A 25,400-nucleotide genomic window follows, 5' to 3' on the forward strand; every position below is an offset into this window, starting at 1 on the left:
TTTAAAATTGAAAGTAAATAAATTCCATTTCTTTACGACCAAATACAAATAATGCAACGATGAGACTATAGTAAAATATAAGTCTAATTGGTTTTTTCCATTTCGCACCAAATGTTTCTAAAGCATAAAGGTTTCGTCTTCCAGACCATTCAATTCCTATAAAAATAAATAATAAAATAAATAAATCTGTTGGACGAATATCTGGAAGTTTAAACAATGATTCATTAAAAATTCCAGAGATATAATTAAAAGCATCTGTCAAACTATTAGCTCTAAAAAATATCCAAGCAAATGTGGTTATTATAAAAGTTATAATAATTCGTAAAAACTCTTTTATTGAAGGTACCTCTTTATTTTCAGCAACAATATTTATGTGATTGCGATTGTTTTTAGTTAATAATAAGGGAAGAAAATAAATCGCATTTAATCCGCCCCAAACAATAAAAGTCCAATTTGCTCCATGCCAAAAACCACTCACCAAAAAGATGATAAAGACATTACGTATTTGTTGACCTTTATTACCTCTTGAACCTCCTAATGGTATGTAAAGGTAATCCCGGAACCATGTAGATAACGAAATATGCCAGCGTCTCCAAAACTCTGCTATATCTCTTGCAAAATAGGGAAAGGCAAAATTTTGCTTTAGATTAAAACCAAAAAGCTTAGCAGTACCGATAGCTATATCAGAATATCCTGAAAAATCTCCATAAATTTGAAATGCAAAAAAGACAGCTCCCAAAACCAAAGTGCTTCCCGAATAATCTTGGGGGTTTTCAAAAATTATATTTACAAAATGTGCACAATAATCTGCAATTACGATTTTTTTAAATAAACCCCATAGAATTTGACGTAAGCCATCAACTCCAGTACTATAATTAAACTTTTTTACTATTTTGAATTGTGGAAGTAGATTGGTTGCTCTTTCAATCGGACCTGCAACTAGTTGTGGAAAAAAACTTACAAAAGCAGCAAAGGATATAAAATCTTTGGTAGGTTCTAATTTTCTTCGATAAACATCTATACTATAGCTCAAAGTTTGGAACGTGTAAAAACTGATTCCAACAGGTAAGATAATTTGCAATGAATTAGTAGAAATTTGATAACCCAAAAATGAAAATGCCTGTGTAAAATTCTCTATAAAAAAGTTGTAATATTTAAAGAATCCTAAAAACCCAAGATTTACAATGATACTAATCCATAATAAAACTTTTCGTTTATTAATTTTAGTTTCATTTGCTAATTGCCTTCCAACAAAATAATCGATTAAGGTACTAAAGGCTATAAGAGATAAAAACCGCCAATCCCACCAGCCATAGAATACATAGCTAGCAACTAATAATAATACGTTTTGTAGTTTAAGATTTTTATTAAAAACAAACCAATACAGTAAAAAGACAATGGGTAAGAATATAGCAAAATCTATAGAATTAAATAACATAGTACTTTAGACCTTATGATTGATTAATTAAAACAAATACAAATATAAGTTTATGAAATTAATAAATTTAAATTTAATAAAGGCTGAAATCACTAAAGCTATTAGCTCTTATTAGAGTATGTTTTTATTATATTGCATAGATAAATTTTCATTGTATTGTTATGATCAATTGCGTTATTTTTAAACTAGCTTAAGTAAAATATAATTATGAGTATTAGTGTTATAACTCCACATTACAATGATTTTGAGGGCATTAAACAAACTCATAATTGTTTAGTAAAACAAAACACAGATCAATGGGAATGGGTTATAGTTGATGATTGTTCAGATCCTTTTACAAAAGAATCATTAAAAGAATATTTCAAGCAACACAACAGTTCAAATATTAAATTAGTTTTTAATGATAAAAAAACTACAGGTTCTGTTTGTAGAAATATTGGAGTTGATCATGCTAATTATAACCACCTAGTATTTTTAGATTCAGATGATATTATTTCTGAAGATTTTGTAAGTAATAGAAATGTTGAAGTTGAGGACTTTGTTGTTTTCAGAAATACAAATATCCTTGATGAAAAGGGAAATAATAAACCCTCTCCAACAGCCTCATCAAACTATTTAGATCATTTTTTACAAGCTAAATTTATTTGGCCAATTACTTCGGTTTTATGGAATAAGGAATATTTAATTAAGATCGGAAAATTCAATTCAGATTTAAAAAGATTACAAGATATTGAACTTTCAATTCGTGCGCTTATTTTAAGTGAAAATTATAAGGTGATTGATAACAAAGTTGATTTTTTCTACTGTGTGTCACCTATTGATATTAAAAAAAGACCAATCGATGTAATTTGTGGAGCTGTTGATTATTTAATTAACTATATGCATGATAATTTCAAACTAGATAAACGTCAAAGAGATTTAGTGACGGGCTATTATTTTTTATGTGTGCGATATTTTAATCGTTCTGAAAACAAAACTGATATAGTTCATGTTCAACATAGTTTGAAATTGTTTTATAAGAAAAAATACATGTCATATTTCAGTTATTTGAGGGCTTTAACCTTTCTGAAACTATATAAATCCAATATAATTTCAAGTGATTTGTTTATTCGATTAAACAGATATTTTTATAAATAATTTATTGTAAATGAAAACAATAAAAACACCTATAATCCCTATAAATAATACCATTGCAAAGGTTCAAGGTAAACATGAATTAGACCTTGAAGCTATTTGTTTATTTATTGCGTTTGGTTTTTTCATTGATACAGATTCTTATTGGAAAGATGAAATAGTTCTATCCCCAGGATCAATCTATAAATTAGATAAAGATGGACATGTGATTTCTTCTGAAAAGTGGTTTCAATGGAATTATAAGCCAAGAGAAATTAGTTTTGAAGATACGCTTCAGGAGTTTACAAAATTGTTTGAAACTGTTGTTGAGGATCAAACAAAAGAAAAAAAAGTAATTCTGCCTATATCTGGTGGACTTGATAGTAGAACACAGGCTGTTGCTTTAAGAAATCACCCAAATGTAAAATCGTATAGTTATGATTATGAGGGAGGTTATCCTGAAACTAAAATAGCAAAAAAAATTGCAGATAAATGTCAGTTTCCATTTCAATCATTATCTGTTCCTAAAGGATATTTATGGAATTGTATTGAAGAGTTAGCTGAAATCAATCAATGTTATTCAGAATTTACTCATCCTCGTCAGATGGCTTTTATAGATACCTTCAAAGACATGGGGGAATCTTTTTCTTTAGGGCATATGGGAGATTTAATGTTTGATTCATTCGGATTTCCAAACCTTTCTTTTGATGAAGAAGTTGAGGTGCTTGTTAAAATGCTTTTGAAAAAAGGCGGTTTTGAATTGGCTGAAGCATTATGGAAATCATGGAACCTTAAAGGCTCATTTGAAGATTATTTTGATTCAAGAATAAGAGAATTATTAAAAGATATAAAAATTGAGAATACGAATGCAAGAATACGTGCTTTTAAAACGCAATATTACGTGTCTCGATGGTCTTCCAATAATTTATCAATATTCAATAAAGTAGCTCCTGTAACATTGCCTTATTATGACAATCGCATGTGTGAATTTATTTGCACGATCCCTGAAGAACATTTAGCTAATCGGAAATTACAAATAGCATATATTCAACAAAATGCTCCAGATTTGGCAAAGGTTACTTGGCAGAGTAAAAAACCTTATAATCTAAATAATTATCATTTAAATAAGACGCCCTATAATTTGCCTTATAGGATTACAAATAAGTTGAAAAGAGAGCTTAATGATTTCATGGGTAAACCGTATATCTCTAGAAATTGGGAATTACAATTTGTAGGCAAGGAAAATGATAAGCACTTAAGAAAATGGTTGTTTGATTCTAAATTAAAAGATCTAGTTCCTAAAGATATCATTCAACAATTCTATGATAATTTTAAAGAAAAGGATGCTGTAAAGTATTCTCACTCTATCAGTATGCTATTAACTTTGGCTTTGTTTCAAGAAAAATTCAACAATAAATAAGTTTATAAATACCTTGTAATATTTGATGTTCAAGAATATAAAAGCTATTTAAAATTTAGCACTTGTTAGATTAGAATAAAAGCCTTCTTAAGCTAAAATAATCTTATATTTATACCCATAGATATGGCTCAAAAGAAAATCAAAATATTATTTACCATCCCTAATTTTGATACAGCAGGTAGTGGTAAAGTGGTATATGATTTAGTGAGTAATTTAGATCGTACTATTTTTGAACCTGAGATTTGCTGCCATCATGATAAGGGAGCTTTTATGGGCGAGATCAAAAAGTTACAAGTAAAAGTACACTTATTTCCTTTTGCTATCAATTACCGTCCTTTTTTCACCTTTCCTTTTAGAATATTTAAGACCATTCGTTTTTTTAAAAAATACAAGTTTGATTTGATACATTCTTGGCATTGGAGTTCAGATTTTTCTGAGCCTCTAGCTGCTAAAATTGCAGGGATTCCTTGGATTATGACTAAAAAATCTATGGGCTGGGGAAATAAAGCATGGAAATGGAGAAGTTCTTTAAGTTCGAAAATAATTACGATTAATTCAGATATGAAATCCCTTTATTCTGAAAAATATATGAATAAGATTGAAGCAATTCCTTTAGGGGTTGATGTTAATTATTATAACCCTCAGTATAAAAATTCAGCATCTATTTCTCAAGAACAAACAACTAATGAGAATGATTTTGTTATTGTATCAGTTGTAAATTTAATTCCTGTAAAAGGAATAGAAGTATTGATAAATACAATTAAAGAATTAGACAACCCTTTAGTTAAACTTTTGATTGTAGGTAATGATAAAGGGGATTATGCAGATAAATTAAAACTTTTAGCTAAAGGAGTTGAGACCATTAAATTTATAGGAAAAAAATTAGATGTACGACCTTATCATAAATTAGCAGATGTATTTGTAATACCCACTTTAGAATTAGGTGAAGGTTTACCTTTAGCACCATTAGAGGCAATGGCTTCGGGTAAGATTGTAATTGGCTCAAATGTGAGTGGAGTTAAAGATATTTTAGAACCTTTTCCTGCATGCATTTTTGAACCTAATAATGTAGAAAGCTTAAAAAATTGTGTTTTGGACATTATGAATTTGAAAGAAGAAGAACATATTCAATTAGAAAAGGAAATGAGGGCTCGGGCAGAGAATACATATTCGATTGAAAAATTTATTGAATCACATACAGAATTGTACACAAATATGACTTCAAATAATTGAAACAGAACTATTGGGTAAAACAATTAAAATAGCAATTTATACAGGTGTAGTACCAAGTAGTACTTTCATAGAAAGATTAATACATGGTTTAGCTAAGAAAGGATTACAGATTTATTTGTTTGGTGTGCAAAGGAGAAAACCAACTTTATATAATAACGTTTTTCACTTTACAATTACTAAAAAAAGGGTAAGTCGGCTACTTCAATTTATTAAATACAGCCTCTTACTAAGCTTTTCCTGTTATAAGGATAAGAAAAAGTTAGATGTTATTATTTCAGCACAGAATAAAAACGCAAGACAACTCAAAATAAAATATTATCCTGTTTTATATCATCGCCCGGATATATTTCATTTACAATGGGCAAAAAGTATAGAAGACTGGTTGTGGGTACAAAATTTCGGTATAAAATTAGTTTTAAGTTTAAGAGGAACTCATGTAACTATAAGCCCGATAGGAGATAAACAATGGAATAGAATTTATTCAGAACATTTTCCTAGAGTAGATGGATTTCATGCAGTTTCAGATTCTATGATTCCTATTGCTCAAAAATTTGGAGTTAATCCAGAAAAGATAAAAGTCGTTAAAAGTGGATTAGATATAGAGAAGCTAACATTTACTAGAAAACCTGAAACAGGAAAGGAGTTAAGTATTGTGTCTATTGGACGCTCTCATTGGGTAAAAGGATTTTCTTATGCATTAGATGCAATGAATTTATTAGAAAAAGATAATATTGATTTTAATTATACCATTGTGGGAGTAGATAAAGACGAAGAACTTTTATACAAACGTTCACAATTTGGACTTGAAGATAAAGTCACATTTAAGGCAATAGTACCTTTTACTGAAGTATTAGCTTTAATAAGGGATGCAGATGTTTTATTATTATCAAGTGTTGAAGAAGGCATTGCAAATGTTGTATTAGAAGCAATGGCATTAGGTACTTTAGTGGTTTCTAATGATTGTGGAGGTATGAGTGAAGTTATTACAGATAATAAAAACGGTTTTTTAGTGCCTTTAAGAAATTCTGAAGCATTGGCTAATGCCTTAAGAAATGTTTCAGAAATAAATCTTGAATCATATAATAATATAACTCAAGCTGCACGAAATACAATTGAATCGCAGCATAATTATGAAAACATGATTGTTGAAATGAAAGATTTATATCATACTGTTTTAAAAGATTAATTATGAAAATTGGAATCGTTTTACCTTCAGTTCCTGCATATTCAGAAACCTTTTTTTCTAATAAAATTAAAGGTTTAAAAGAACACGGTTTTACGGTTGTGATTTTCGCAAATAGCTCAAAACAAAATTCATATAATTTATCAAAAATAAAAGTAGCTTCTAAGCTTACAGGAAACAAATTTCAAGTAATCTTAGTTAGCATTTACAAATTGATTCATTCCTTTTTATTTCATTTTAAAAATAGTAAAAACTTGTATTCACTAGATAGCAAAGATGGTGTCAAGTTTCCGCAGAGAATTAAAAATATAATAAGTAATAACCATATTTTATCTGAACCTGTAGATTGGTTGCATTTTGGTTTTGGTACCATGGTGCTTAATAGAGAAAATGTAGCAAAAGCAATTGGAGCTAAAATGGCGGTAAGTTTTAGAGGATTTGATATAGGTGTGTATCCTATTAAATATCCAAATTGCTATTTAAAACTTTGGGAAAAGGTTGATAAAATTCATGTAATTTCCAATGATATAAAAGATTTAGTATACCAACATGGTTTTATAGGCAAGGCTGAAATTATTAAAATTACACCTGCAATAGATACTACTTTCTTTAAAAGTGAAGAAGAGTATATTTATACCAATAAAAATAATTTTATTACGATAGCTCGACTGCATTGGAAAAAAGGTCTTGTTTATACTTTTGAGGCATTAGCTATATTAAAAAAAGAAGGTATACCATTTCATTACACCATAATTGGCGATGGTACCGAATTGGAACGATTAAAATTTGCAGCACATCAATTAAATTTATTGGATGAAGTGACATTTACAGGGAAGCTTCAACATGTTTTAATAAAAAGTAAATTAAAAAGTTCAGATTTATATTTACAGTATAGTATACAAGAAGGATTTTGCAATTCTGTATTAGAGGCACAGGCTTTAGGTTTGTTGTGTATTGTTTCAACAGCTGAAGGTTTGCCAGAAAACATTGTCAATAATGAAACTGGTTGGGTAGTCCCAAAATGTGATTCAAAAGAACTCGCAAATAAGATAATTGAAGTAATTAATTTACCTGAAGATAAAAAACTGGATATTGCTAAAAATGCTAAAGAAAGGGTTTCTAAACATTTTACAATTCTGCAACAACAACAGCAATTTGTAGAATTTTATAAAGAATAGGTATTTAAGAATTATATATGAATAAAATAAAAATGTTTTTATATAATCTTTTTCCAAAAAGGTTAAGAAAAAAATTAGGAAGGTCTAAACTATTAGCACCTTTAAGGAATTCATTTTTCCGAAGTAATGGAACTTATAAAGAAGTACTAGTAAAAATTAAAAGAAAATATTCTAATTACATAGTACAGTTTAATTTTAATGCCTCTATTCAAGTAGCAAACAAAGCTAAAAATCAAGGAATAGAAAATACACTTTTAAATAATTCGATAGGTTTATTAAAATCAGATGATAATAATAAAACTATATTTGATGTAGGTGCAAATTTTGGTTATTTAAGTATGGTTTGGGCAAATACTGTATGTAAAAATGGAAAAGTTTATTCTTTTGAACCACATCCACTATTGTTCAATAGTTATTCGAAATCTGTAAAATCTAATAACTTGCAAGATCAAATAGTAACCGAAAATGTTGCTGTTGGAAATGAATTAGGGACTATTGAAATTAATCTTTTATCGACAACATCTAATACCTTAGATTTAGAAAGTAATAAGAAAAATGATAAAAAAGTAAATGTTGATATTATTACATTAGATCACTATGTTAAAACGAATAATATCAAAAAATGCGATTTAATTAAAATAGATGTTGATGGAATTGAATTTGATATTTTAAATGGTTCAAAAGAATTGATTGAAAAATTACAACCAATTTTTATAGTTGAAACCAATAATGATACACGTATCATCGATTTCTTTAGTAAGCATGATTATCAAATATTAAATATGAAATTAGAGCCTATTTCAGAAGGAGAACTTCCTTCAAATATTTTTTGCAAACCAAATAAATAAATGATGCTATTTGATTTTTTAAAATATTTACAGCCAACTAATTATTTTGCTTTAATCAAAAAGGATCAAGCGAGTGTATTTCCTATACCTGAAAGTTTACCAAAGGAAATTCAACAACAACTTATTATAGATAAAAAGTACGTAAGTCATGAAGCTCAGACTTATGATCTGTCTTGGCAAGCAATTCAAAAAGGATACATTGGTAGCGAAACAAATTTTAGTGAATTCAAAAAGTTACCACTTAAAGATGAATATCGATTTATAATAAAATACTTCAATCCTCTTTGGGCATCTTATATATTGTTGCTAAGAATATTAAGTTTAAAAAATCCTTTTAATGAATGCTCTTCGTGGTGGGCAAGTCGAAAAACCAAACGAAGTGATTATCTAAAAACTCCAGTAAATTATAAAGAATGGAATAATTTTAATTCTGAATTAATTGCTGAACAGAAATTAGTAACTGTTGTAATTCCTACATTAAATCGATATCCATACTTAAAAGATGTCTTATTAGATTTAGAAAAACAAGATTATCAAAACTTTGAAGTAATAGTTGTCGATCAATCTGAACCCTTTCAGAAAGAATTCTACGATGATTATAAACTTGATTTACATCTTATTCATCAAGAAGAAAAAGCGCTCTGGTTAGCTCGAAATACTGCGATTCAAAAATCTAAAGGCGATTTATTATTGTTATTTGATGATGACAGTAGAATAGAAAGTGATTGGATAACTAATCATGTAAAATGTTTAGATTTCTTTAATGCTGAAATTTCTTCAGGAGTTTCAATTTCAACGATAGGAGCAAAGGTCCCTGAAAACTATTCATTCTTTAGAGTTTCTGATCAAATCGATACTGGTAATGTTTTAATTAAAAAAGAAGTTTTTCGAACTATTGGTTTATTTGATCGACAATTTGAAAAACAAAGAATGGGTGATGGAGAGTTTGGTTTAAGAGCTCATTTAGAAGGTTTTTTAAACATATCAAATCCTTACGCAGAAAGATTACATTTAAAAGTTAGTTCTGGAGGTTTAAGACAAATGGGAAGTTGGGACGGATTTAGGCCTAAAAAGCTTTTTGGTCCGAGACCAATACCAAGTGTAATATATTTATATAGAACCTATTTTGGCAATAGTAGAACTCGATTATCACTATTAAAAACAATACCGCCTTCAATAATGCCGTATCGCTTTAAGAAGAATAAAAATATGTTACTTTTGGGTATACTAATTTCATTAATATTAACTCCATTTATATTAATTCAAGTAAATATATCTTGGAGAAGAGCATCAAAAAAATTAACCCAAGGACCTCTAATCGGTGAACTCAAATAAAATACTTTTTATTACTTCTGAATTTCCACCACAACCTGGAGGTATAGGAAATCATGCTTTTAATTTAGCTGATTCTCTTCATAGGGAAGGAAAACATGTAACTGTCCTTACAGATGTGCGTTCAAATAATGGAGCAACTGAAAAAGATTTTGATGATCAACTAAAGTTTGTTGTACGACGTATCAAGCGTAGAAATATAATTTGGATATCTTATTTTGATCGTTTATTTAAAGCAATGAAATACATTGCAAATGCGGATACAGTAATAGCTTCAGGAAAATTTTCACTTTGGTTGGTTTATTTTCTTAAATTATTTTACACAAAAAAATATATTGCCATAATTCATGGAAGTGAATTAATGTTAGCAAATAAATCATTAAGAAGATTCACCCATAAAAGTTTAAAAAAGTTTAATAATATTATTGCAGTTTCCAATTACACTAAAAATTTGATTAGTGATTTGAACTTTGATAATATTACGGTTATTCCAAATGGATTTTCTATTTCTGAAGACCTTGTTTCTATTTCTAATCATCAAAAACCAGAAGATTTAAATTTGATTACAGTTGGAAATGTTACTCAAAGAAAAGGGCAGCATAATATTGTAAAGGCGCTTCCTTTATTATTAAAAACATATCCTAATTTAAAATATCGAATTGTAGGTATTCCTACTGAAAAAGATAAAATTGAGAGCTTAGCTAAAGAGCTAGGAGTTCTAGAGAGTATTGAATTCTATGGTAAAGTTTCAGAAGAAAAAAAGTGTGAATTGTTAGCAAGCTCATCTATATTTATCATGTTAAGTGAAAAGACTGAAAATGGAGATGTAGAAGGATTTGGAATAGCAATTTTAGAAGCAAATGCATTTGGTATTCCTGCAGTTGGATCTAAAGGGTGTGGAATTGAAGATGCTATAGATGATGGAGAAACAGGTTGCTTAGTGAATGCTACAGATATAAATTCAATATTAAAAGCTGTAACTGATATAAATAATTCTTATTCAGATTTTTCGAAAAATTCGATTCTATGGTCTAAAAAATTTAATTGGGACAAAATTGTTTTACAATATTTAGAAATTTTAGATAAATGAAGCTTTTAGTAATATCACATACCAGGCATTATATAAGTGAAGATGGCTCCATCGTAGGCTGGGGGCCTACTATTAATGAACTGAATAATCTTATTGAAGAGTTTGATGAGATAGTTCATGTTGCAATGTTACATTCAGGAATGCCACCACAAAGTTCATTGCCTTATACATCCTCTAAAATAAAATTTGTTGCATTACCAGCTTTAGGAGGTCAAACTATTTTTAGTAAATTGAAAATGATTCTAAATGCCCCAAAAATTATAAGGATTGTTTCAAAAGAAATTAAAAATTCAGATTTATTTCAGTTAAGAACCCCCACAGGAATAGGTGTGATATTAATACCATTTTTAACTTTTTTCACTAAAATGAACGGATGGTATAAATATGCAGGTAATTGGAAACAAGTAAATAAGCCCTTAGGGTATCGATTGCAAAAATGGATGCTTAAGAATCAGAAAAGAAAAGTTACAATTAATGGAAATTGGGAAAATCAAGCTAAAAATGTGTTAACTTTTGAAAACCCTTGTTTAACAGTAGAGGATAGACTTATTGGTAAAAATATTGTTGAGAATAAAAAATTGACAGAAAAAAAAAATTATTGTTTTGTTGGAGGATTAAATTACAATAAGGGAATTGATAAAATTATAAAAGCTTTTAAATTACACCCATCAGAAAATATTGGCACATTACACATAGTAGGAGATGGCGAATTAAAAACAATGGTTGAGAAAGAGGCGAATCAATTGTCTATTAATGTAAAAATCCATGGGTCACTACCTAAAAATGAAGTCCAGGAAATATATAAAAATTCACATTTTATATTGGTTCCATCTAAAAATGAAGGTTTTCCAAAAGTTATTGGGGAAGCAATGAATTTTGGTTGTGTTCCTGTGGTATCTAATGTATCTTGTATTGGACAATATGTTAAAAACGATTATAATGGTTTTTTAATTCAGCCAAATACTATTGAAAACCTTAAATCAATAATTAAAAAATCAAGTCAAATTACAGAGGATCATTATAAAATATATATAGATATAAATTATAAATTGGCTAATAAGTTTACTTATCAGTATTATATTGACCAAATAAATATAGATATAATTAATGAAAATTAAGGTAGTACATAAAAATAAAGACCATATACTTTTAGCAATTCTATTCCATATAGGGTTAGGTATAATTGCTTTTATTTTTAGGTCTATAATGATGTTTTATTTGATTGTAATTATATTTTATTTTTTTAAACGAATTGTAACTGCAGCACCTAAGGAAAAATTAGTTCAAGTTTTGATAGCATGTGCATACGTTACAGGTTCTGAAGTATTTTTTAGAATGACTAAGGCCTATTTTTTATATGAAACAGGTAAGTATTTAGTTATTTTATTTGTAATTATTGGATTTTTCTATGATGGCTTTAAAAGAAAGGCTATTGTATTTGTTAGTCTATTAATATTATTATTGCCAGCAATATTTGTTTCATCACAAGAATTAGGTTACAATGTTGATTTTAGAAAAGCAGTAATGTTTAATTTAAGCGGGCCTATTTGTTTGATTTTTATTTCAATTTATATATATGGTAAATCAATTACTTATAAGGATTATTTAAGTGTGTTTAACTATATAGTATACCCATTAATTTCTATGACAACCTTTATCATATTATATAACCCTGATATACGAGATATTGTCACTAATACAGCTGCTAACTCTGCTGCATCCGGAGGGTATGGGCCAAATCAAGTTGCTACAGCTTTAGGTTTAGGGATATTTATATTGTTTTCTCGATTAATAATTACTTATAAAAATAAGTTTGTTCAACTATTAATGATAATTTTTTTAGCTGTAATGATTTATAGAGGAATATTAACCTTTTCAAGAGGGGGAATATTAACTGCAATAATAATGAGTTTAATATTTATAGTTATATATTTTATTTACTCTAAAATAACCTTAAAATTTAAATTATTAGTTAAACTTATTGGGGTTTTGAGTATGATTTCTTTAATATGGGTTATTTCAGTAAATCAATCTGGAGGTTTAATAGAAAATAGATATGCAAATGAAGATTCCTTAGGAAGAGAAAAAGATGATATCACTACAGGGCGGTTAGATATTTTTATAACAGAATTGGACTCCTTTTATAAACAACCTTTTTTTGGTGTGGGTGTTGGTAAAATGAAATATATAAGATTAAAAGAGACGGGTATAAATGCTGCTTCTCATAATGAATTTTCCAGAATGCTATCAGAACATGGCTTGTTTGGAATTATTTCTTTAATTATTTTACTGTTAGTACCCATTTTAAATAATCCTTTTGGCTTAAAAAATATTTATTTTTACCCTTTTTTGTTTTTTTGGATACTTACTATTAGTCATTCTGCAATGCGTATTGCTGCGCCAGCATTTATTTATGGACTTTGTTTATTAACTATTACTCGTGAAAAAAAAAATTTTATACATAGGAAATAAACTTTCGAAATCTGGAAGTAATGTTACCTTGATTGAAACGTTAGGCAACTTTTTAAAAGGGGAAGGGTATAAATTAATCACTTCTTCAACAATTAAAAATAAAGCGCTTAGGCTTCTCGAGATGCTTTTAACAACCTTATTTTATTCAAAAAAAACATCTATTGTCCTCATTGATACTTATAGTACACAGAATTTTTACTATGCTGTTTTAGTGGCTAAAATATGCAGAGTAAAACAGGTGCCTTATATTCCGATTTTACATGGAGGAAATTTACCTGATCGATTAAAACGAAGCCCAAAATTATCAAATAAACTTTTTAATGGAGCTAAAGTAAATGTTGCTCCTTCCATGTATTTATATGAATCTTTTACAGAAGCTGGATATGCTAATCTGAAATATATACCAAATACTATAGAAATTAAAAATTATGATTTCTTAGTTCGGAAAGAAGTAAAAGCCAAGCTCCTTTGGGTACGTTCTTTTTCTGAAATTTACAATCCTACATTAGCGATTAAAATTGTGGAATTACTTATTAAAAAGGGAGTCCCTGTAAGCTTATGTATGGTTGGACCAGAAGTAGGAGGCTTATTAGAGGAATGTAAAAGGGAAGTTGAAAAAAAGAACTTACCCATAACATTTACAGGTAAACTAAGTAAAGAAAAATGGATTGATCTTTCAAAACAATATGATATTTTTATTAATACTACAAATTTCGATAATACTCCTGTGAGTGTAATCGAAGGGATGGCTTTAGGCTTACCTGTAATATCTACAAATGTGGGAGGAATTCCATTTTTGATAGAAAACAACGCTACAGGTATTTTGGTAGAACCAAAAGATGAACACCTTTTCGTAGAAAAAATATTACACCTAATAAATCATCCATTAGCATCTGAAAACCTTTCAGTTAATGCAAGAAAACTAGTTGAAACATTCGATTGGCAAAAAGTTAAAACGAAATGGGATGTTATTTTAAGTGAATAATCCTTATTTTTAAACGGCTAAATCCAACACATGACTTAAAAGTCAAATATACATTTTGATATTTATGAAAGAAAATTCTTACCTACATTAGCGATTAAAATTGTGGAATTACTTATTAAAAAGGGAGTCCTGTAAGTTTATTTATGGTTGGACCAGAAGTAGGAGGCTTATTATAAAAATGTAAAAAAAGTGTAGAGGAAAAAAGGTTGCCAATTACATTTACAGGCAAACTAAGTAAATAAAAATGGATTGATCTTTCAAAAGAATATGATATTTTTATTAATACTACAAATTTCGATAATACTCCTGTGAGTGTAATCGAAGGGATGGCTTTAGGCTTAACAGTAATATCTACAAATGTGGGAGGAATTCCATTTTTGATTGAAAACAACGCTACAGGTATTTTGGTAGAGCCAAAAGAGGAACACCTTTTCGCAGAAAAAATATTGCACCTAATAAATCATCCATTTGCATCTGAAAACCTTTCAGTTAATGCAAGAAAACTAGTTGAAACATTCGATTGGCAAAAAGTTAAAACGAAATGGGATGTTATTTTAAGTGAATAATCCTTATTTTTAACTGGCTAAATCCAACACATGACTCAAAAGTCAAATATACATTTTGATATTTCTGAGAGAAAAGTCTTATTACGCTTTTTTGACATTGTCAGCGTTTTATCTTTACTTTATTTAGTTGGATTGGTTTTTGATTTCGATTACTTTAAAATTAATGCACAACACTGGGTTTGGTCAATAGTACTCGGTGTTTATCTAACAATTTTTGCTACAATTTTTGAGTTGTATAACCTGCAAAAGGCCAGTAAATTTGAAGTAGTTATTCAGAATATAATCTTAACATCATCGGTTACCGTATTATTCTATTTATTAACGCCTTTCTTTACTCCCGAACTTCCTGAGAATCGTTTACAAATCATTTATTTTTATATTTCAGTAAACCTTTCATTATTTATCTGGCGTTATGCTTATATCGTGTTAATATCTGCACCTCGATTTTTTAAACGAGTACTGCTTTTATGTAGTGAAAAAGATATAGATTCTATTGTTGCTTCTCTAGAAAAATCAGACCCTAATTATAAGGTAATTGGCTTTATTAATACGAGCCAACAAACTTATTCATTTAATTATACTAGTAAGTTATTGAAATTTGGTAAGAGAGATATTTCAGATGTTATTATTGAACATACTATTTCAGAAATAGTGGTAGCAAGTCCTCAGGCAGAAGGTATTTCAGCCATGCTTTCTAATCAGTTAATAAATTTACTAGAGAATGGTGTTGTTATAAGAGAATATACTCAGGTGTATGAAGAAATAACGCATCGAGTTCCTGTGCAGCATGTTGATAAGGATTTTTACAGATATTTTCCATTTAGTAGAAGTAATCAAAATAAACTGTATCTTTTTTTTCATAGAATATTAGGTTTATTTTTTTCAGTGTTAGGCTTAAGTTTTGGGCTTTTAATATCACCCATTTTAATCATAGGAAACCTATTCGCAAATAAAGGCCCTTTGTTTTATTTCCAAGAAAGAGTTGGTAGAAATGGCAAACTTTTTAAAATATATAAATTGCGAAGTATGGTGGTTGATGCTGAAAAGGATGGAGCTAAATTTGCTTCTAAAGGAGACAGCCGAGTTACAAAATTTGGACGTTTTTTAAGAAAGTCTAGATTAGATGAAATTCCACAATTCATAAATGTTATTAAAGGTGAAATGAGTGTGATTGGTCCTCGTCCTGAGCGCCCAGTTTTTGTAAAACAACTTTCAGAACAGATACCTTTTTTCGAAATTAGGCATATAATTAAGCCAGGAGTTACAGGTTGGGCTCAAGTAAATACAAAGTATGGGGAGTCTCAAGATGATGCCTTAGAGAAGCTGCAATACGATTTATACTACATAAAACATAGGAGCTTTTTTCTAGATATTAACATTATATTTAAAACCCTGAGTACAATCATTTTCTTCAGAGGGCAATAAATAAAGAGATCTATTTTTTAAATGTAGTAATGATGTAATAATATCGAACTACTAATGCAATTAATAAAGGGATCATTCCTATTGCAAAACCTTGTACTCCTGTAATCCAGTGTAGGCAAATTAGAAAAATAATCAATACCAAAAAGATTAGATATTTCCGGATCCAAGATTTAGGGTTTTTCTTAGTAATAGCAATACATAGCAATAAATTAAAAGGAAAAGCCCAAAGCAAATTATAATTATTTGCAGTAGAAGAATGATCGGTTGCTAGCCATAATAAAAGCAAAAATACACCAATCAATCCTGTCATAAAAAATAGTATAGCATCTAAGTACCTACTTCTTTTTTTATTTTTATAATCTTTAAAAGTGATATAAAGTATCAGTAGCCCTATTAATCCAAAAATAAATAAAGGCGAAGTGAAAAAGTTAATGTTAGATTTCGCTACTTTATTTTGATATAATACAATGGTGTTTTTCACTAAATCTTCAGAAGTGCCACTTCTACTAATGGTAGCATTTTCAGCTCCTTTAAAAATATACTCCGGTAAAAACTGATAATCCATGGGAGGTGCTTTTCTATTAACAACAGCTCCTATAGCGACATCCATCCCAAAACTACCCCAAGTATTATAGTGTACATTTTTCTGAATTAATTCGCGATACGAATAGTTTTCTGTAATATGAGAATTATTGTACACTAGATTATCTCCAATAACTTCAGTTAAAACATCCCGAATTTTAGTAGCACAATTATCATAAAAGAAATCGTATAAATAATCTCTGTTTTCGGGTTTTGCATTATTCTGAAGAAAATTAAATATGGCTTGCTTTTCTTCCTGTGAAAGTGCTAATTGCTGTTCTTTAACATACCTATTCTGTCTTTTGTAATAATCGAAAAAAGGTCCAAAACTTCCAGTATCTAATTTATAAAGTAAATTACCTTGAGCAAATTTTGTGTAAAAATTTGGAGTGTTAAAATCATATACGCCAAAATTATAAATAAGGTCCAATCCTTTTTCTGAATCTCTTATTCTGAATGCACTATGGCCAAATGAATCGTACAATTGTTTGCCTGGGCCTATAGTTAAAATACTGACTTCAGTTTTTTCAGAAAGAATAATTTCTTGGGCACTTATATCTATAGGAAATAAGAAGGAAAGTAAAACTAATAAAAGGATGTATTTTTTTTTCATAGGTATTATCTAAAAATTCCCCAATCAATTTTCACAGAAAATACATTAGAATATAATGCGGCACTTTGATCTCCAATATCGGTAAGTGCATAATCTACTTGAATTCCTTTGTATTTAAAACCAACTCCAATATTAGGTTGAAAACCTACAGATTCACTGCCATCTAATTGGGTTACATTTTGAAAGTTACCTACTCCAGCTCTTACAAATACAAGGTCAATGTACCCAAATTCTAATCCTGCTGCAGGTGTCATACTCGTAAAAGAAGTAGAAATGATATCATTGGTTTCAGTAAAGCGAAAATTAAAATCAACTTCAGCCAACAGCACATAATCATGATGAAATACAAATTTTCTAGCGATTCCTAATTGTAATTTAGGAATGGTAATCTCAGTGGTTTCTGGTAATTCTTGGTTTTGTCCTTCAACTGCCGCAGATATTTCAGCAAATTTATCTTCATCAATCGCCCAAGAATTAAACGTGGTTGTAATATCACGCGCCATTAATCCTATATTCCAATCATTTTTCTTGAATTGAATTCCTACGTCAACACCAAATCCCCATGAAGAAGCAAAATCACCAATAACTCTACGAATAACTTTTGCATTCACTCCAATATTAAAACCATCTAAGGGTAATTCACGCGCATATGAAAAAGTTAATCCATAATCTGCTGTAGAAAATAAACTAATACGGTTATAGTCAATATTCCCTTGGTCGTCTATTAATTGAGTGGTATTTAGAATATCATCGACTCCAAAACGTATAATTGAAAATGCCATAGCACTTCTATTGTCTAAAGGCATTGCAAAACCAGCATAGTCGTAGGTTGCAATATTTGCAAAGTAGGAGGAATGCATAATAGATATCTGTTTGTCTTCTAAACCAACAAGTCCTGCAGGATTCCAATACCCTGAATTAACATCATTAGTAGAGGCGACAACTGCATTACCCAGACCAAAAGCAGCCGCATCGACACCAATATTCATAAACTCATTTGAATATTTTCGAACCGTCTGACTTTCTGAAGTGAAAGCCCATACCGCTATAACAATAAATAAAATCTTCTTCAAGCTATTAATTTTAAGCAAATATCTTACTATTTTACAGATAATTAAACTATAAAATTAAATACATATTGCATGATTATAGTAATAGACGTAAATACTTTTATATTTTTACATTATTTAAGGGTAAAATGTTATAATGGGCGAATCAATAAAAGAATAAATGATTATGACAGAAAAAGAGCAATTTATTAAATTGATGAAAAAAAGGACAAAGAAATTTGCAGTAGATGTAATTTTTTTTTTAATTCATTAAAAAATAGCAAAGCTTCTTCTGTAGTATCATATCAATTAATAAAATCAGTAACTTCAACTGCAGCAAATTATAGAGCTGCTTGTAGGGCAAGATCTAAAAAAGAATTTTTCAGTAAAATATGTATTGTTGTTGAAGAGGCAGATGAAACTGAATTCTAGCTAGAAATTATTAGTGACTCTAATCTAACTAAAGAATTAATTGAATTAGAAAGGTTACTTAAAGAATCGTTAGAAATAATAAAAATAATGTCTAAAGCGAAAAGTTCATTTATAGCTAATTCAATTATTAAAGCATTTAATCAATAACCATGATAAAACAAATACCTAATATAATTACCTCCATGAATCTGCTTTGCGGATGTGTTGCTGTTTTTTTTGCAGTTTCAGGTGATCTGGTAACCGCTTCCTTTTTTGCCTTTTTGGGTATTTTCTTCGATTTTTTTGATGGGCTTGCGGCACGTTTATTAAATGCTCATAGCGAAATCGGGCTACAATTTGATTCCTTAGCAGATATGATTACGAGTGGTTTGGTGCCAAGTATAGTCATGGTTCAGCTACTAAGTCAATCAATTACGGGAGACACTTTACAATTTAATTATGAACATAGCTCTACTATGAATTGGGCAGCGATAAAAATTCAATACCTTCCTTTTATAGGATTATTAATTGCCTTGGCTTCTGCATATCGATTGGCAAAATTTAATGTTGACATGAGACAAACCACAAGCTTTATTGGTTTACCTACTCCTGCCAACACTTTACTTATTTTGAGTTTACCTTTAATTTTAGCTTTTCAGAATTCTGAATTAATAACAAGTATATTTTTAAATCAATGGTTTTTAATCGGACTTACAATTTTGAGTAGTGTTTTATTAAATGCTGAAATCCCATTATTTGGTTTAAAATTTAAAACTTGGGATTTTGGCTCTAATAGAATTAGATATATCTTTTTATTGCTTTCATTAATAGCAATCATTGTTTTAAAGTTTATTGCAATACCTGTTGTTATTTTATTATATATTTTGCTTTCTTTGTTTCAGAAGAGAGAAGTATAAAAAAGTCTTTTGGGACACGAAACTAGTTGGTTTATATTCTAAAGAGAGCCATTTGCGTTATACGTTGTTGTACGTAGTTTTTATTTGAACCTTTTCCAGTAATACTTTCCCTTCCATTTATTCAATCGAACTTTCCAATTAATGGCTTTGTCTTTCTAGGCGTTATAGGCGCAAATCCTACATTTCCGAGAATTGATTTCTACTTCATATGACGCATAATTTGAAGTCCTTAATTCAACATCCTTTATATCAATAAAGTTTTCTGATGGACAGCGTGGACAATTTTCATTTGTAATACTTTCCACTATATTAATCAATGACTCTATTCTTGATTCTGTGATATTCCTTTTCTCCAGTTCGGATTGAATCTTCTTTTGAGATTCAGCCATAAATTCATAACGACGATATTTAGAAAAGTATGCAAGTTCTCTATCAGATAAACTATTTAATAATTCTTGTATATTTTCTTTTATCAAGATTACTTATAACGGTTAGTATATTAGCCATTTTAGTGGCTTATATACATTGTTGTTGCACGTTTTTTATTCTTTTATAATTTTTAGTACATCCTTGTTATTCTCACTAGTGATTTCAATGAAATAAACACCACTTGCTCCTTCAAGAAAAAATTCAATTCGATTAGAAACAGCGAATTCATTCTGAAATACTTTTTTTCCAATTGAGTTTCTTACGACCACATTTATTTTGGAATAAACCTCTCCTAGATCAATTCTGAGGTTGCCTTTAGTTGGATTGGGATATAAGTTAACCCAATTGTCCTTATCGGTTACAGTGTCACCGGACGAGAGATCAGTGCAAAAGGCCATATCGTTGATCGCGAGTATCATCTCATCACCTATCGATTTTCCAATATTTAAGAATGTTAAAGCATTGTTGTTGTAGTGGTATATCGCATCGTCTGGTGATTCAGAAAAGGCCATATATAAAGGTTTGGTATCGACAAATCCCACGGTTCCTCCATAAATTATGTCGTCACAACCCACATTCTCTTGGGCTACAGAGATTATTTCTTGCATGTCTTGTGTCCAGCCCGAATGGGTTTCATACCCACCTTGTCCTGAACTTGCAATAATAAAGGGAAGGTTTGGGACATCCAAATCATTTCGTACGTCAGTGACTAAGTGGTTCAAGTTGCTTTCGTATTCGTTCAAGAAATCTTCAGAAGCACCATCATTCCATCCTTGGAACCAGGCGAATCCAGCAATTTCAAACTCACTTATTTCTAGGTCGGGAAACTCTGTAATGATGTTCGCTGTTACATACTCCACTATCTCAATCATTTCATGGTAGTAGGCTCCCGTTGTTCCGCCTGCTGACGGTGGTCGGAAATCCTCGGCTAAACTCAAGCCACCCCAGGCTGTCTTGATTATCAGGACCGGATCTTGGTAATATTGGTCCATCTGATATGCGAACATCAATTCAGGTCCGATCAAATTAGGATTAGCCCCTTGCCCAATTGAGACATTGTCTCGAATGATGTCCCCATCCCCATTTTCGAAGTATAGAAATGCATTGTCCAAGACATTCCAGTCTCCATCTATTCCAAGCATGGACCACTGATCATCCGCATCGTTTTCTATGACATCTAAAAGTGTGTTAAGGGAGGGATAACTTTCGTTTTGTCCTGTCATTGTTGCTACAACATCTCCGAATGGATTTGTTACTGTCCATGAAATCTCAGCTCCATATGCCCCAGCACTATTTACAACAATGTTACAAGGAACTTCGTCATCAAGAGTTACTATAGCGGTACCTTCAAAACCTTCAGATAATGTTTCTGTTGCTACAACAACTCCGTCTTGCACAAAATCATATATCCAACCGTTCCATCCATCTCCGTAGCTATCATACATATTAAATGTGAAGTCACAATTTTCACCAATATCAGGACATGATGGTGTAAATGTTGCCATAATAACTCCAATAGCACCGTTTGAACCATCGTAAATCTTACCTTGCCCTTGCATGTTGGACTGGCCCGCTAACACGAAAACCTGGACTTTTTGCTGAGCGGACACATTGTTTGAGAAGAAACTGAAAAGCGCGAGCGCCACAATAATTACATTTTTACTTATGAATGGTTTTGTCATAATAGTTGGTTTTTGTCTATTGGTGATATAGAGAGATATTAGCATGTGCTACAACTCGTTATATCCGTTATAAATATACCGTTTATCGGTTTATATTCATAGAGAATAGAACCTTTTTAATCAGTGAAAGGTCTAAAACTGATCTAATTGTTGTAAAACAGCTTTTTTATAACTTCTACTGATAGGCAATGAGCTGTTTTTAATTGTAATATGCTCATTGGTAAACGAGCTAATATGTGAAATTGAAATAATGTAAGACCTATGAATACGTAAAAATAAATTGGAAGGTAATTTAGCTTCAATAGCACTTATTGTTTCACGAGTGGTTATAATCTTATCGTCTAAGTTAATCTTAATATAATCACTGTAACTTTCAATATAATAGATTGAAGAAAAATCAATTTTTATCATTTTTCGATCAGAACGAACAAACATAAAATCGTTTGGTTCTTTTTCATTTAATTTCTCATGCTTTAAAGGAGCATACACTTCAAAATAAGTGTTAACTGCTTTTAATAAACGCTCGTACGTAATAGGTTTTAATAGATAATCAACTGCTTTTAGTTCGAAGCCTTCAATTGCATAATCTCGATAAGCCGTTGTAAAAATAATTTTCACCTCTTTATTAATAGATTTTGCAAATGAAATTCCTGAAATCTCAGGCATATTAATATCTAATAAAATTAAGTCAATAGTTTGATTACTTAAATAGGTAAAAGCTTCAGAGGCACTTTTACAACTGGCAATAACTTGAATGTTTTTTATTTTTGAAAGATGCGTTTCTAAGATTTCTCTAGCCATCTTTTCATCATCTATAATAAGGCAGGAAATTTTTTTATCCATGTATTAAATTATCTATTTGTAAATGTACGCTAAAGGTATTATTGTCATTATTTATATGAAGTTGATGTCGATTTCCATATAATAGTTGTAATCTTTTTTTTATGTTTTCTAAACCGATACCGATTGGATTGAATTCTTTTTTTGAAGAAGTATTTTCTATATAAAAATGAAGGCTTGTATCTTCAATATATAATTCTATATCAATATGTAAAATGCCTTCTGATAAAGTTCCATGTTTAAAACTATTTTCAACAAATGGAATTAATAACATGGGAGCAATTTTATAATCTTTAGAACTATTGTTTACTTGGAATGAAATATCTAATGAATCATTAAAGCGCATTTTTTCTAATGCTATATAATCCTCTATATGATTTATTTCTTCGGAAAGAGCAACAAATGGTTTGTCAGATTGGTACAATAAATAATCTAAGAGATTAGAAAGTTTAATAATCATTTCTGGAGTTTCATCTGCTTTTTTTAATGCAAATCCATATAAGGTATTTAATGTGTTAAACAGAAAGTGAGGATGAATCTGCATTTTTAAATAATGTAGCTCTTGTTCTTTCAGTTTAAGCTGAGTTTCTAAAATTTTCGTTTCCAGCAAGTTAGTGTTTTTGGTGTTTTTTAAATGAAGTTTAAAAAGCTTCACGGTACTTGCGATAATCGTAACGATATAAACTCCTAACATTACAAAAAATAGATTTTGGCTAATTGGAGCCATCTCGTCATATTTAAATTTCGACAGGAATATTAATCCATAAAATATAGAAATTACAATCAGGTAGCTTGATATAATTATGGTATAACCGCTATAAAGAATAAACTGAAAATATTTTTTTTTAATAAGATAAGAAGGAATTAATTTATACACCGAAAAATAGGTGGTGGCAATTGTTATCGGTAATAAGAACAAGGAAAAGCGGAGTACATAATCTAAATTGGTACTTCCATAACCAAAAAAGTAGGTGTAAAATAAAAGGACTCCACACCAAAAAAGAATGTGAAGTATTATTCGTCCAAATAATTTTATATACAATGTTGCTTTATTCATGCTTTCGCAATATAAATATATAATTAGGGAAGCCATAACTTATAAGATAGATAACCAATTTAGCCCTCTTTTTTGCATACTATGCTGCAATATTAGATACTCCTTATTAAAATGGTTATATTAAGGGGTATAAGTGGTTTTGGTCGTTTTTTAATTTTTCGAAAATATGTTTGAGCTAGTTTTGAGGTAAATTAAAAATCCTTTTACATGAAAAATGTTATTTATTTTATTCTGTTTATTACGAATATAACCATTGCTCAAAGCCCAAATTATACACAAATAGATACGTATTTAGAAACTTTATTTGAACAAAATAAAATGATGGGAAGTGTTTCCATCTTACAAAAGGGTAAAGAGGTGTATCAGAAATCAGTTGGATATCAATATATTTCAGAGAATGATACCACTTTAAATGCTAAGGCATCTAAATACAGAATTGGTTCAATAACAAAAACTTTTACTGCTACGATGATTTTTCAATTAGTAGATGAAGGAAAAATAAAATTAGAAGATCCTCTTTCATTATATTTTCCGAAGCTAAAGAATGCCTCAAAAATTAAAATTTCAAACTTATTAAATCATAGTAGTGGCTTATTTAATATTACAAGCGATGAAAATTTTGATGAAACAATAGCTTCAACCCAAAGTGATATGTTATCGAGAATTGAAAAATATTCTTTGGATTTTCAACCAGGAGAAAAAAACGAATATAGCAATACCAACTATTTGCTCTTAGGTTATATTTTAGAACAGGTTGAAGGAAGAACTTATTCAGAAATTTTAAAATATAGAGTTACTTCAAAATTGGGGCTCAAAAACACTTATTACGGAGGCACTATTAATGTCAATAATTTTGAAAGTGTTTCTTATTTTTATGATGAATTTGGCACACTAAACTTAGCCAATCAAGCCCATTTGAGTAATCCCGGTGGAGCTGGAGCGATCGTTTCTAATCCTTCAGATTTAATTTTATTTATGGATGCCCTGTTTTCAGATAAATTAATGTCAGCCAAAAGTTTTAATGTAATGACGACTATAAAGGATGATTTTGGAAGTGGTATTTTTAGGACAGTAAAAGATGGAATTAAAATATTTGCGCATAATGGAGGTATCGATAGATTTAAATCTTTTGTAGTTTATATACCTGAACTTAAGATTTGCTTAGCTATAAATGCTAATGCTCTTGATTATGGTTTAATGCCTTTAGCGCTTAATCTTTTAACAGTAATAAAGGGAGGTGAAATTGTAATTCCGAGTTTTGAAAGTTTCGAGGTTTCAGAAGAGGATTTAAATTCGTTTAGTGGGACTTATTCTTGTGAAGAGTTGCCTTTCGATTTAATATTTGAAACAGATGGGAAATTCTTAAAGGGAGCTCCTGAAGGAAGTGATTTAAAACAACTAAAATCTACGAACAAATACGAATTTGTATTAGAATCGATTGGAGTACACTTAAAATTTAACAAAGTAGAAAGAACAGTATTGTTTACAATGGCAGGTGAAACTTCAAAAACTTTTATTAAAAAACAGTAAATTACAA

The 25,400-nt window shown here is 29.7% G+C and carries 22 protein-coding genes; 16 read left to right on the top strand and 6 right to left on the bottom strand.

Annotated elements, in window-relative coordinates:
* Position 1: 1 nt before the first annotated feature.
* Positions 2-1,438: an MBOAT family O-acyltransferase gene (locus tag ABXT64_RS08895; protein ID WP_443632577.1), complete on the bottom strand. Its 1,437-nt coding sequence runs from the start codon at positions 1,436-1,438 to the stop codon at positions 2-4.
* A 207-nt stretch (positions 1,439-1,645) separates the two neighbouring features.
* On the opposite strand from ABXT64_RS08895, the gene ABXT64_RS08900 reads away from it, so the two are divergent.
* From ABXT64_RS08900 to ABXT64_RS08960, 13 genes are all read left to right on the top strand, one after another.
* On the top strand, positions 1,646-2,575 hold the full coding sequence (locus ABXT64_RS08900; protein WP_443632578.1) for a glycosyltransferase family 2 protein: 930 nt from the start codon (positions 1,646-1,648) through the stop codon (positions 2,573-2,575).
* Between the two features lie 10 nt (positions 2,576-2,585).
* On the top strand, positions 2,586-3,971 hold the full coding sequence (locus ABXT64_RS08905) for an asparagine synthase-related protein (RefSeq protein WP_443632579.1): 1,386 nt from the start codon (positions 2,586-2,588) through the stop codon (positions 3,969-3,971).
* Between the two features lie 123 nt (positions 3,972-4,094).
* The gene (locus tag ABXT64_RS08910) at positions 4,095-5,204 is read left to right on the top strand and encodes a glycosyltransferase (RefSeq protein WP_443632580.1); all 1,110 of its coding nucleotides are present in this window, start codon (positions 4,095-4,097) and stop codon (positions 5,202-5,204) included.
* A gap of 10 nt (positions 5,205-5,214) precedes the next feature.
* On the top strand, positions 5,215-6,390 hold the full coding sequence (locus ABXT64_RS08915) for a glycosyltransferase family 4 protein (RefSeq protein ID WP_443632581.1): 1,176 nt from the start codon (positions 5,215-5,217) through the stop codon (positions 6,388-6,390).
* Positions 6,391-6,392: 2 nt separating this feature from the next.
* Positions 6,393-7,565 carry a glycosyltransferase family 4 protein gene (locus ABXT64_RS08920; RefSeq protein WP_443632582.1) on the top strand — a complete coding sequence of 391 codons (1,173 nt, stop codon included), beginning with the start codon at positions 6,393-6,395 and terminating at the stop codon, positions 7,563-7,565.
* Between the two features lie 17 nt (positions 7,566-7,582).
* Positions 7,583-8,413, top strand: a complete 831-nt coding sequence (locus tag ABXT64_RS08925; protein ID WP_443632583.1) for an FkbM family methyltransferase — start codon at positions 7,583-7,585, stop codon at positions 8,411-8,413.
* Complete coding sequence (locus ABXT64_RS08930; protein ID WP_443632584.1) at positions 8,414-9,748, top strand: glycosyltransferase family 2 protein; 1,335 nt, start codon at positions 8,414-8,416, stop codon at positions 9,746-9,748.
* The gene (locus tag ABXT64_RS08935) at positions 9,735-10,835 is read left to right on the top strand and encodes a glycosyltransferase family 4 protein (protein ID WP_443632585.1); all 1,101 of its coding nucleotides are present in this window, start codon (positions 9,735-9,737) and stop codon (positions 10,833-10,835) included. Before ABXT64_RS08930 ends, ABXT64_RS08935 begins: the two co-directional genes overlap by 14 nt.
* On the top strand, positions 10,832-11,953 hold the full coding sequence (locus ABXT64_RS08940; RefSeq protein WP_443632586.1) for a glycosyltransferase: 1,122 nt from the start codon (positions 10,832-10,834) through the stop codon (positions 11,951-11,953). Before ABXT64_RS08935 ends, ABXT64_RS08940 begins: the two co-directional genes overlap by 4 nt.
* A complete protein-coding gene (locus tag ABXT64_RS08945) occupies positions 11,943-13,307 on the top strand; it encodes an O-antigen ligase family protein (RefSeq protein WP_443632587.1) in 1,365 nt (454 codons plus the stop codon). Before ABXT64_RS08940 ends, ABXT64_RS08945 begins: the two co-directional genes overlap by 11 nt.
* On the top strand, positions 13,276-14,292 hold the full coding sequence (locus ABXT64_RS08950) for a glycosyltransferase family 4 protein (RefSeq protein WP_443632588.1): 1,017 nt from the start codon (positions 13,276-13,278) through the stop codon (positions 14,290-14,292). Before ABXT64_RS08945 ends, ABXT64_RS08950 begins: the two co-directional genes overlap by 32 nt.
* Positions 14,293-14,540: 248 nt before the next feature.
* Complete coding sequence (locus ABXT64_RS08955; protein WP_443634951.1) at positions 14,541-14,858, top strand: glycosyltransferase; 318 nt, start codon at positions 14,541-14,543, stop codon at positions 14,856-14,858.
* 30 nt (positions 14,859-14,888) lie between these two features.
* Complete coding sequence (locus ABXT64_RS08960) at positions 14,889-16,283, top strand: sugar transferase (protein WP_443632589.1); 1,395 nt, start codon at positions 14,889-14,891, stop codon at positions 16,281-16,283.
* A gap of 10 nt (positions 16,284-16,293) precedes the next feature.
* Here ABXT64_RS08960 and ABXT64_RS08965 read toward each other — a convergent pair whose 3' ends face one another.
* A complete protein-coding gene (locus ABXT64_RS08965) occupies positions 16,294-17,478 on the bottom strand; it encodes a lipoprotein N-acyltransferase Lnb domain-containing protein (protein WP_443632590.1) in 1,185 nt (394 codons plus the stop codon).
* A 5-nt stretch (positions 17,479-17,483) separates the two neighbouring features.
* A complete protein-coding gene (locus ABXT64_RS08970) occupies positions 17,484-18,551 on the bottom strand; it encodes a putative type IX sorting system protein PorV2 (protein ID WP_443632591.1) in 1,068 nt (355 codons plus the stop codon).
* A gap of 189 nt (positions 18,552-18,740) precedes the next feature.
* On the opposite strand from ABXT64_RS08970, the gene ABXT64_RS08975 reads away from it, so the two are divergent.
* On the top strand, positions 18,741-18,959 hold the full coding sequence (locus ABXT64_RS08975; RefSeq protein WP_443634953.1) for a four helix bundle protein: 219 nt from the start codon (positions 18,741-18,743) through the stop codon (positions 18,957-18,959).
* A gap of 149 nt (positions 18,960-19,108) precedes the next feature.
* Positions 19,109-19,855: a CDP-alcohol phosphatidyltransferase family protein gene (locus ABXT64_RS08980; protein WP_443632592.1), complete on the top strand. Its 747-nt coding sequence runs from the start codon at positions 19,109-19,111 to the stop codon at positions 19,853-19,855.
* Between the two features lie 542 nt (positions 19,856-20,397).
* On the opposite strand, the gene ABXT64_RS08985 is transcribed toward ABXT64_RS08980, so the two are convergent.
* The 3 genes from ABXT64_RS08985 to ABXT64_RS08995 all read right to left on the bottom strand — a co-directional run bounded on the left by ABXT64_RS08985 (position 20,398) and on the right by ABXT64_RS08995 (position 23,863).
* Positions 20,398-21,966 carry a sialate O-acetylesterase gene (locus tag ABXT64_RS08985; RefSeq protein ID WP_443632593.1) on the bottom strand — a complete coding sequence of 523 codons (1,569 nt, stop codon included), beginning with the start codon at positions 21,964-21,966 and terminating at the stop codon, positions 20,398-20,400.
* A gap of 132 nt (positions 21,967-22,098) precedes the next feature.
* Complete coding sequence (locus tag ABXT64_RS08990; RefSeq protein WP_443632594.1) at positions 22,099-22,809, bottom strand: LytR/AlgR family response regulator transcription factor; 711 nt, start codon at positions 22,807-22,809, stop codon at positions 22,099-22,101.
* On the bottom strand, positions 22,802-23,863 hold the full coding sequence (locus ABXT64_RS08995) for a sensor histidine kinase (protein ID WP_443632595.1): 1,062 nt from the start codon (positions 23,861-23,863) through the stop codon (positions 22,802-22,804). Before ABXT64_RS08995 ends, ABXT64_RS08990 begins: the two co-directional genes overlap by 8 nt.
* 207 nt (positions 23,864-24,070) lie before the next feature.
* Between ABXT64_RS08995 and ABXT64_RS09000 the strand changes: the two genes are divergently transcribed.
* The gene (locus ABXT64_RS09000; protein ID WP_443632596.1) at positions 24,071-25,393 is read left to right on the top strand and encodes a serine hydrolase domain-containing protein; all 1,323 of its coding nucleotides are present in this window, start codon (positions 24,071-24,073) and stop codon (positions 25,391-25,393) included.
* The last annotated feature ends 7 nt before the right edge of the window (positions 25,394-25,400 follow it).

This window comes from Candidatus Marifrigoribacter sp. Uisw_064, assembly GCF_047730175.1.
Classification (GTDB): Bacteria; Bacteroidota; Bacteroidia; order Flavobacteriales; family Flavobacteriaceae; genus Marifrigoribacter.

Coding starts and splice junctions, on each gene's coding strand:
- ABXT64_RS08895 (WP_443632577.1), bottom strand. CDS start 1,438: ATGTTATTTAATTCTATAGATTTTGCTATATTCTTACCCATTGTCTTT.
- ABXT64_RS08900 (WP_443632578.1), top strand. CDS start 1,646: ATGAGTATTAGTGTTATAACTCCACATTACAATGATTTTGAGGGCATT.
- ABXT64_RS08905 (WP_443632579.1), top strand. CDS start 2,586: ATGAAAACAATAAAAACACCTATAATCCCTATAAATAATACCATTGCA.
- ABXT64_RS08910 (WP_443632580.1), top strand. CDS start 4,095: ATGGCTCAAAAGAAAATCAAAATATTATTTACCATCCCTAATTTTGAT.
- ABXT64_RS08920 (WP_443632582.1), top strand. CDS start 6,393: ATGAAAATTGGAATCGTTTTACCTTCAGTTCCTGCATATTCAGAAACC.
- ABXT64_RS08925 (WP_443632583.1), top strand. CDS start 7,583: ATGAATAAAATAAAAATGTTTTTATATAATCTTTTTCCAAAAAGGTTA.
- ABXT64_RS08930 (WP_443632584.1), top strand. CDS start 8,414: ATGATGCTATTTGATTTTTTAAAATATTTACAGCCAACTAATTATTTT.
- ABXT64_RS08940 (WP_443632586.1), top strand. CDS start 10,832: ATGAAGCTTTTAGTAATATCACATACCAGGCATTATATAAGTGAAGAT.
- ABXT64_RS08945 (WP_443632587.1), top strand. CDS start 11,943: ATGAAAATTAAGGTAGTACATAAAAATAAAGACCATATACTTTTAGCA.
- ABXT64_RS08960 (WP_443632589.1), top strand. CDS start 14,889: ATGACTCAAAAGTCAAATATACATTTTGATATTTCTGAGAGAAAAGTC.
- ABXT64_RS08965 (WP_443632590.1), bottom strand. CDS start 17,478: ATGAAAAAAAAATACATCCTTTTATTAGTTTTACTTTCCTTCTTATTT.
- ABXT64_RS08980 (WP_443632592.1), top strand. CDS start 19,109: ATGATAAAACAAATACCTAATATAATTACCTCCATGAATCTGCTTTGC.
- ABXT64_RS08985 (WP_443632593.1), bottom strand. CDS start 21,966: ATGACAAAACCATTCATAAGTAAAAATGTAATTATTGTGGCGCTCGCG.
- ABXT64_RS08990 (WP_443632594.1), bottom strand. CDS start 22,809: ATGGATAAAAAAATTTCCTGCCTTATTATAGATGATGAAAAGATGGCT.
- ABXT64_RS08995 (WP_443632595.1), bottom strand. CDS start 23,863: ATGAATAAAGCAACATTGTATATAAAATTATTTGGACGAATAATACTT.
- ABXT64_RS09000 (WP_443632596.1), top strand. CDS start 24,071: ATGAAAAATGTTATTTATTTTATTCTGTTTATTACGAATATAACCATT.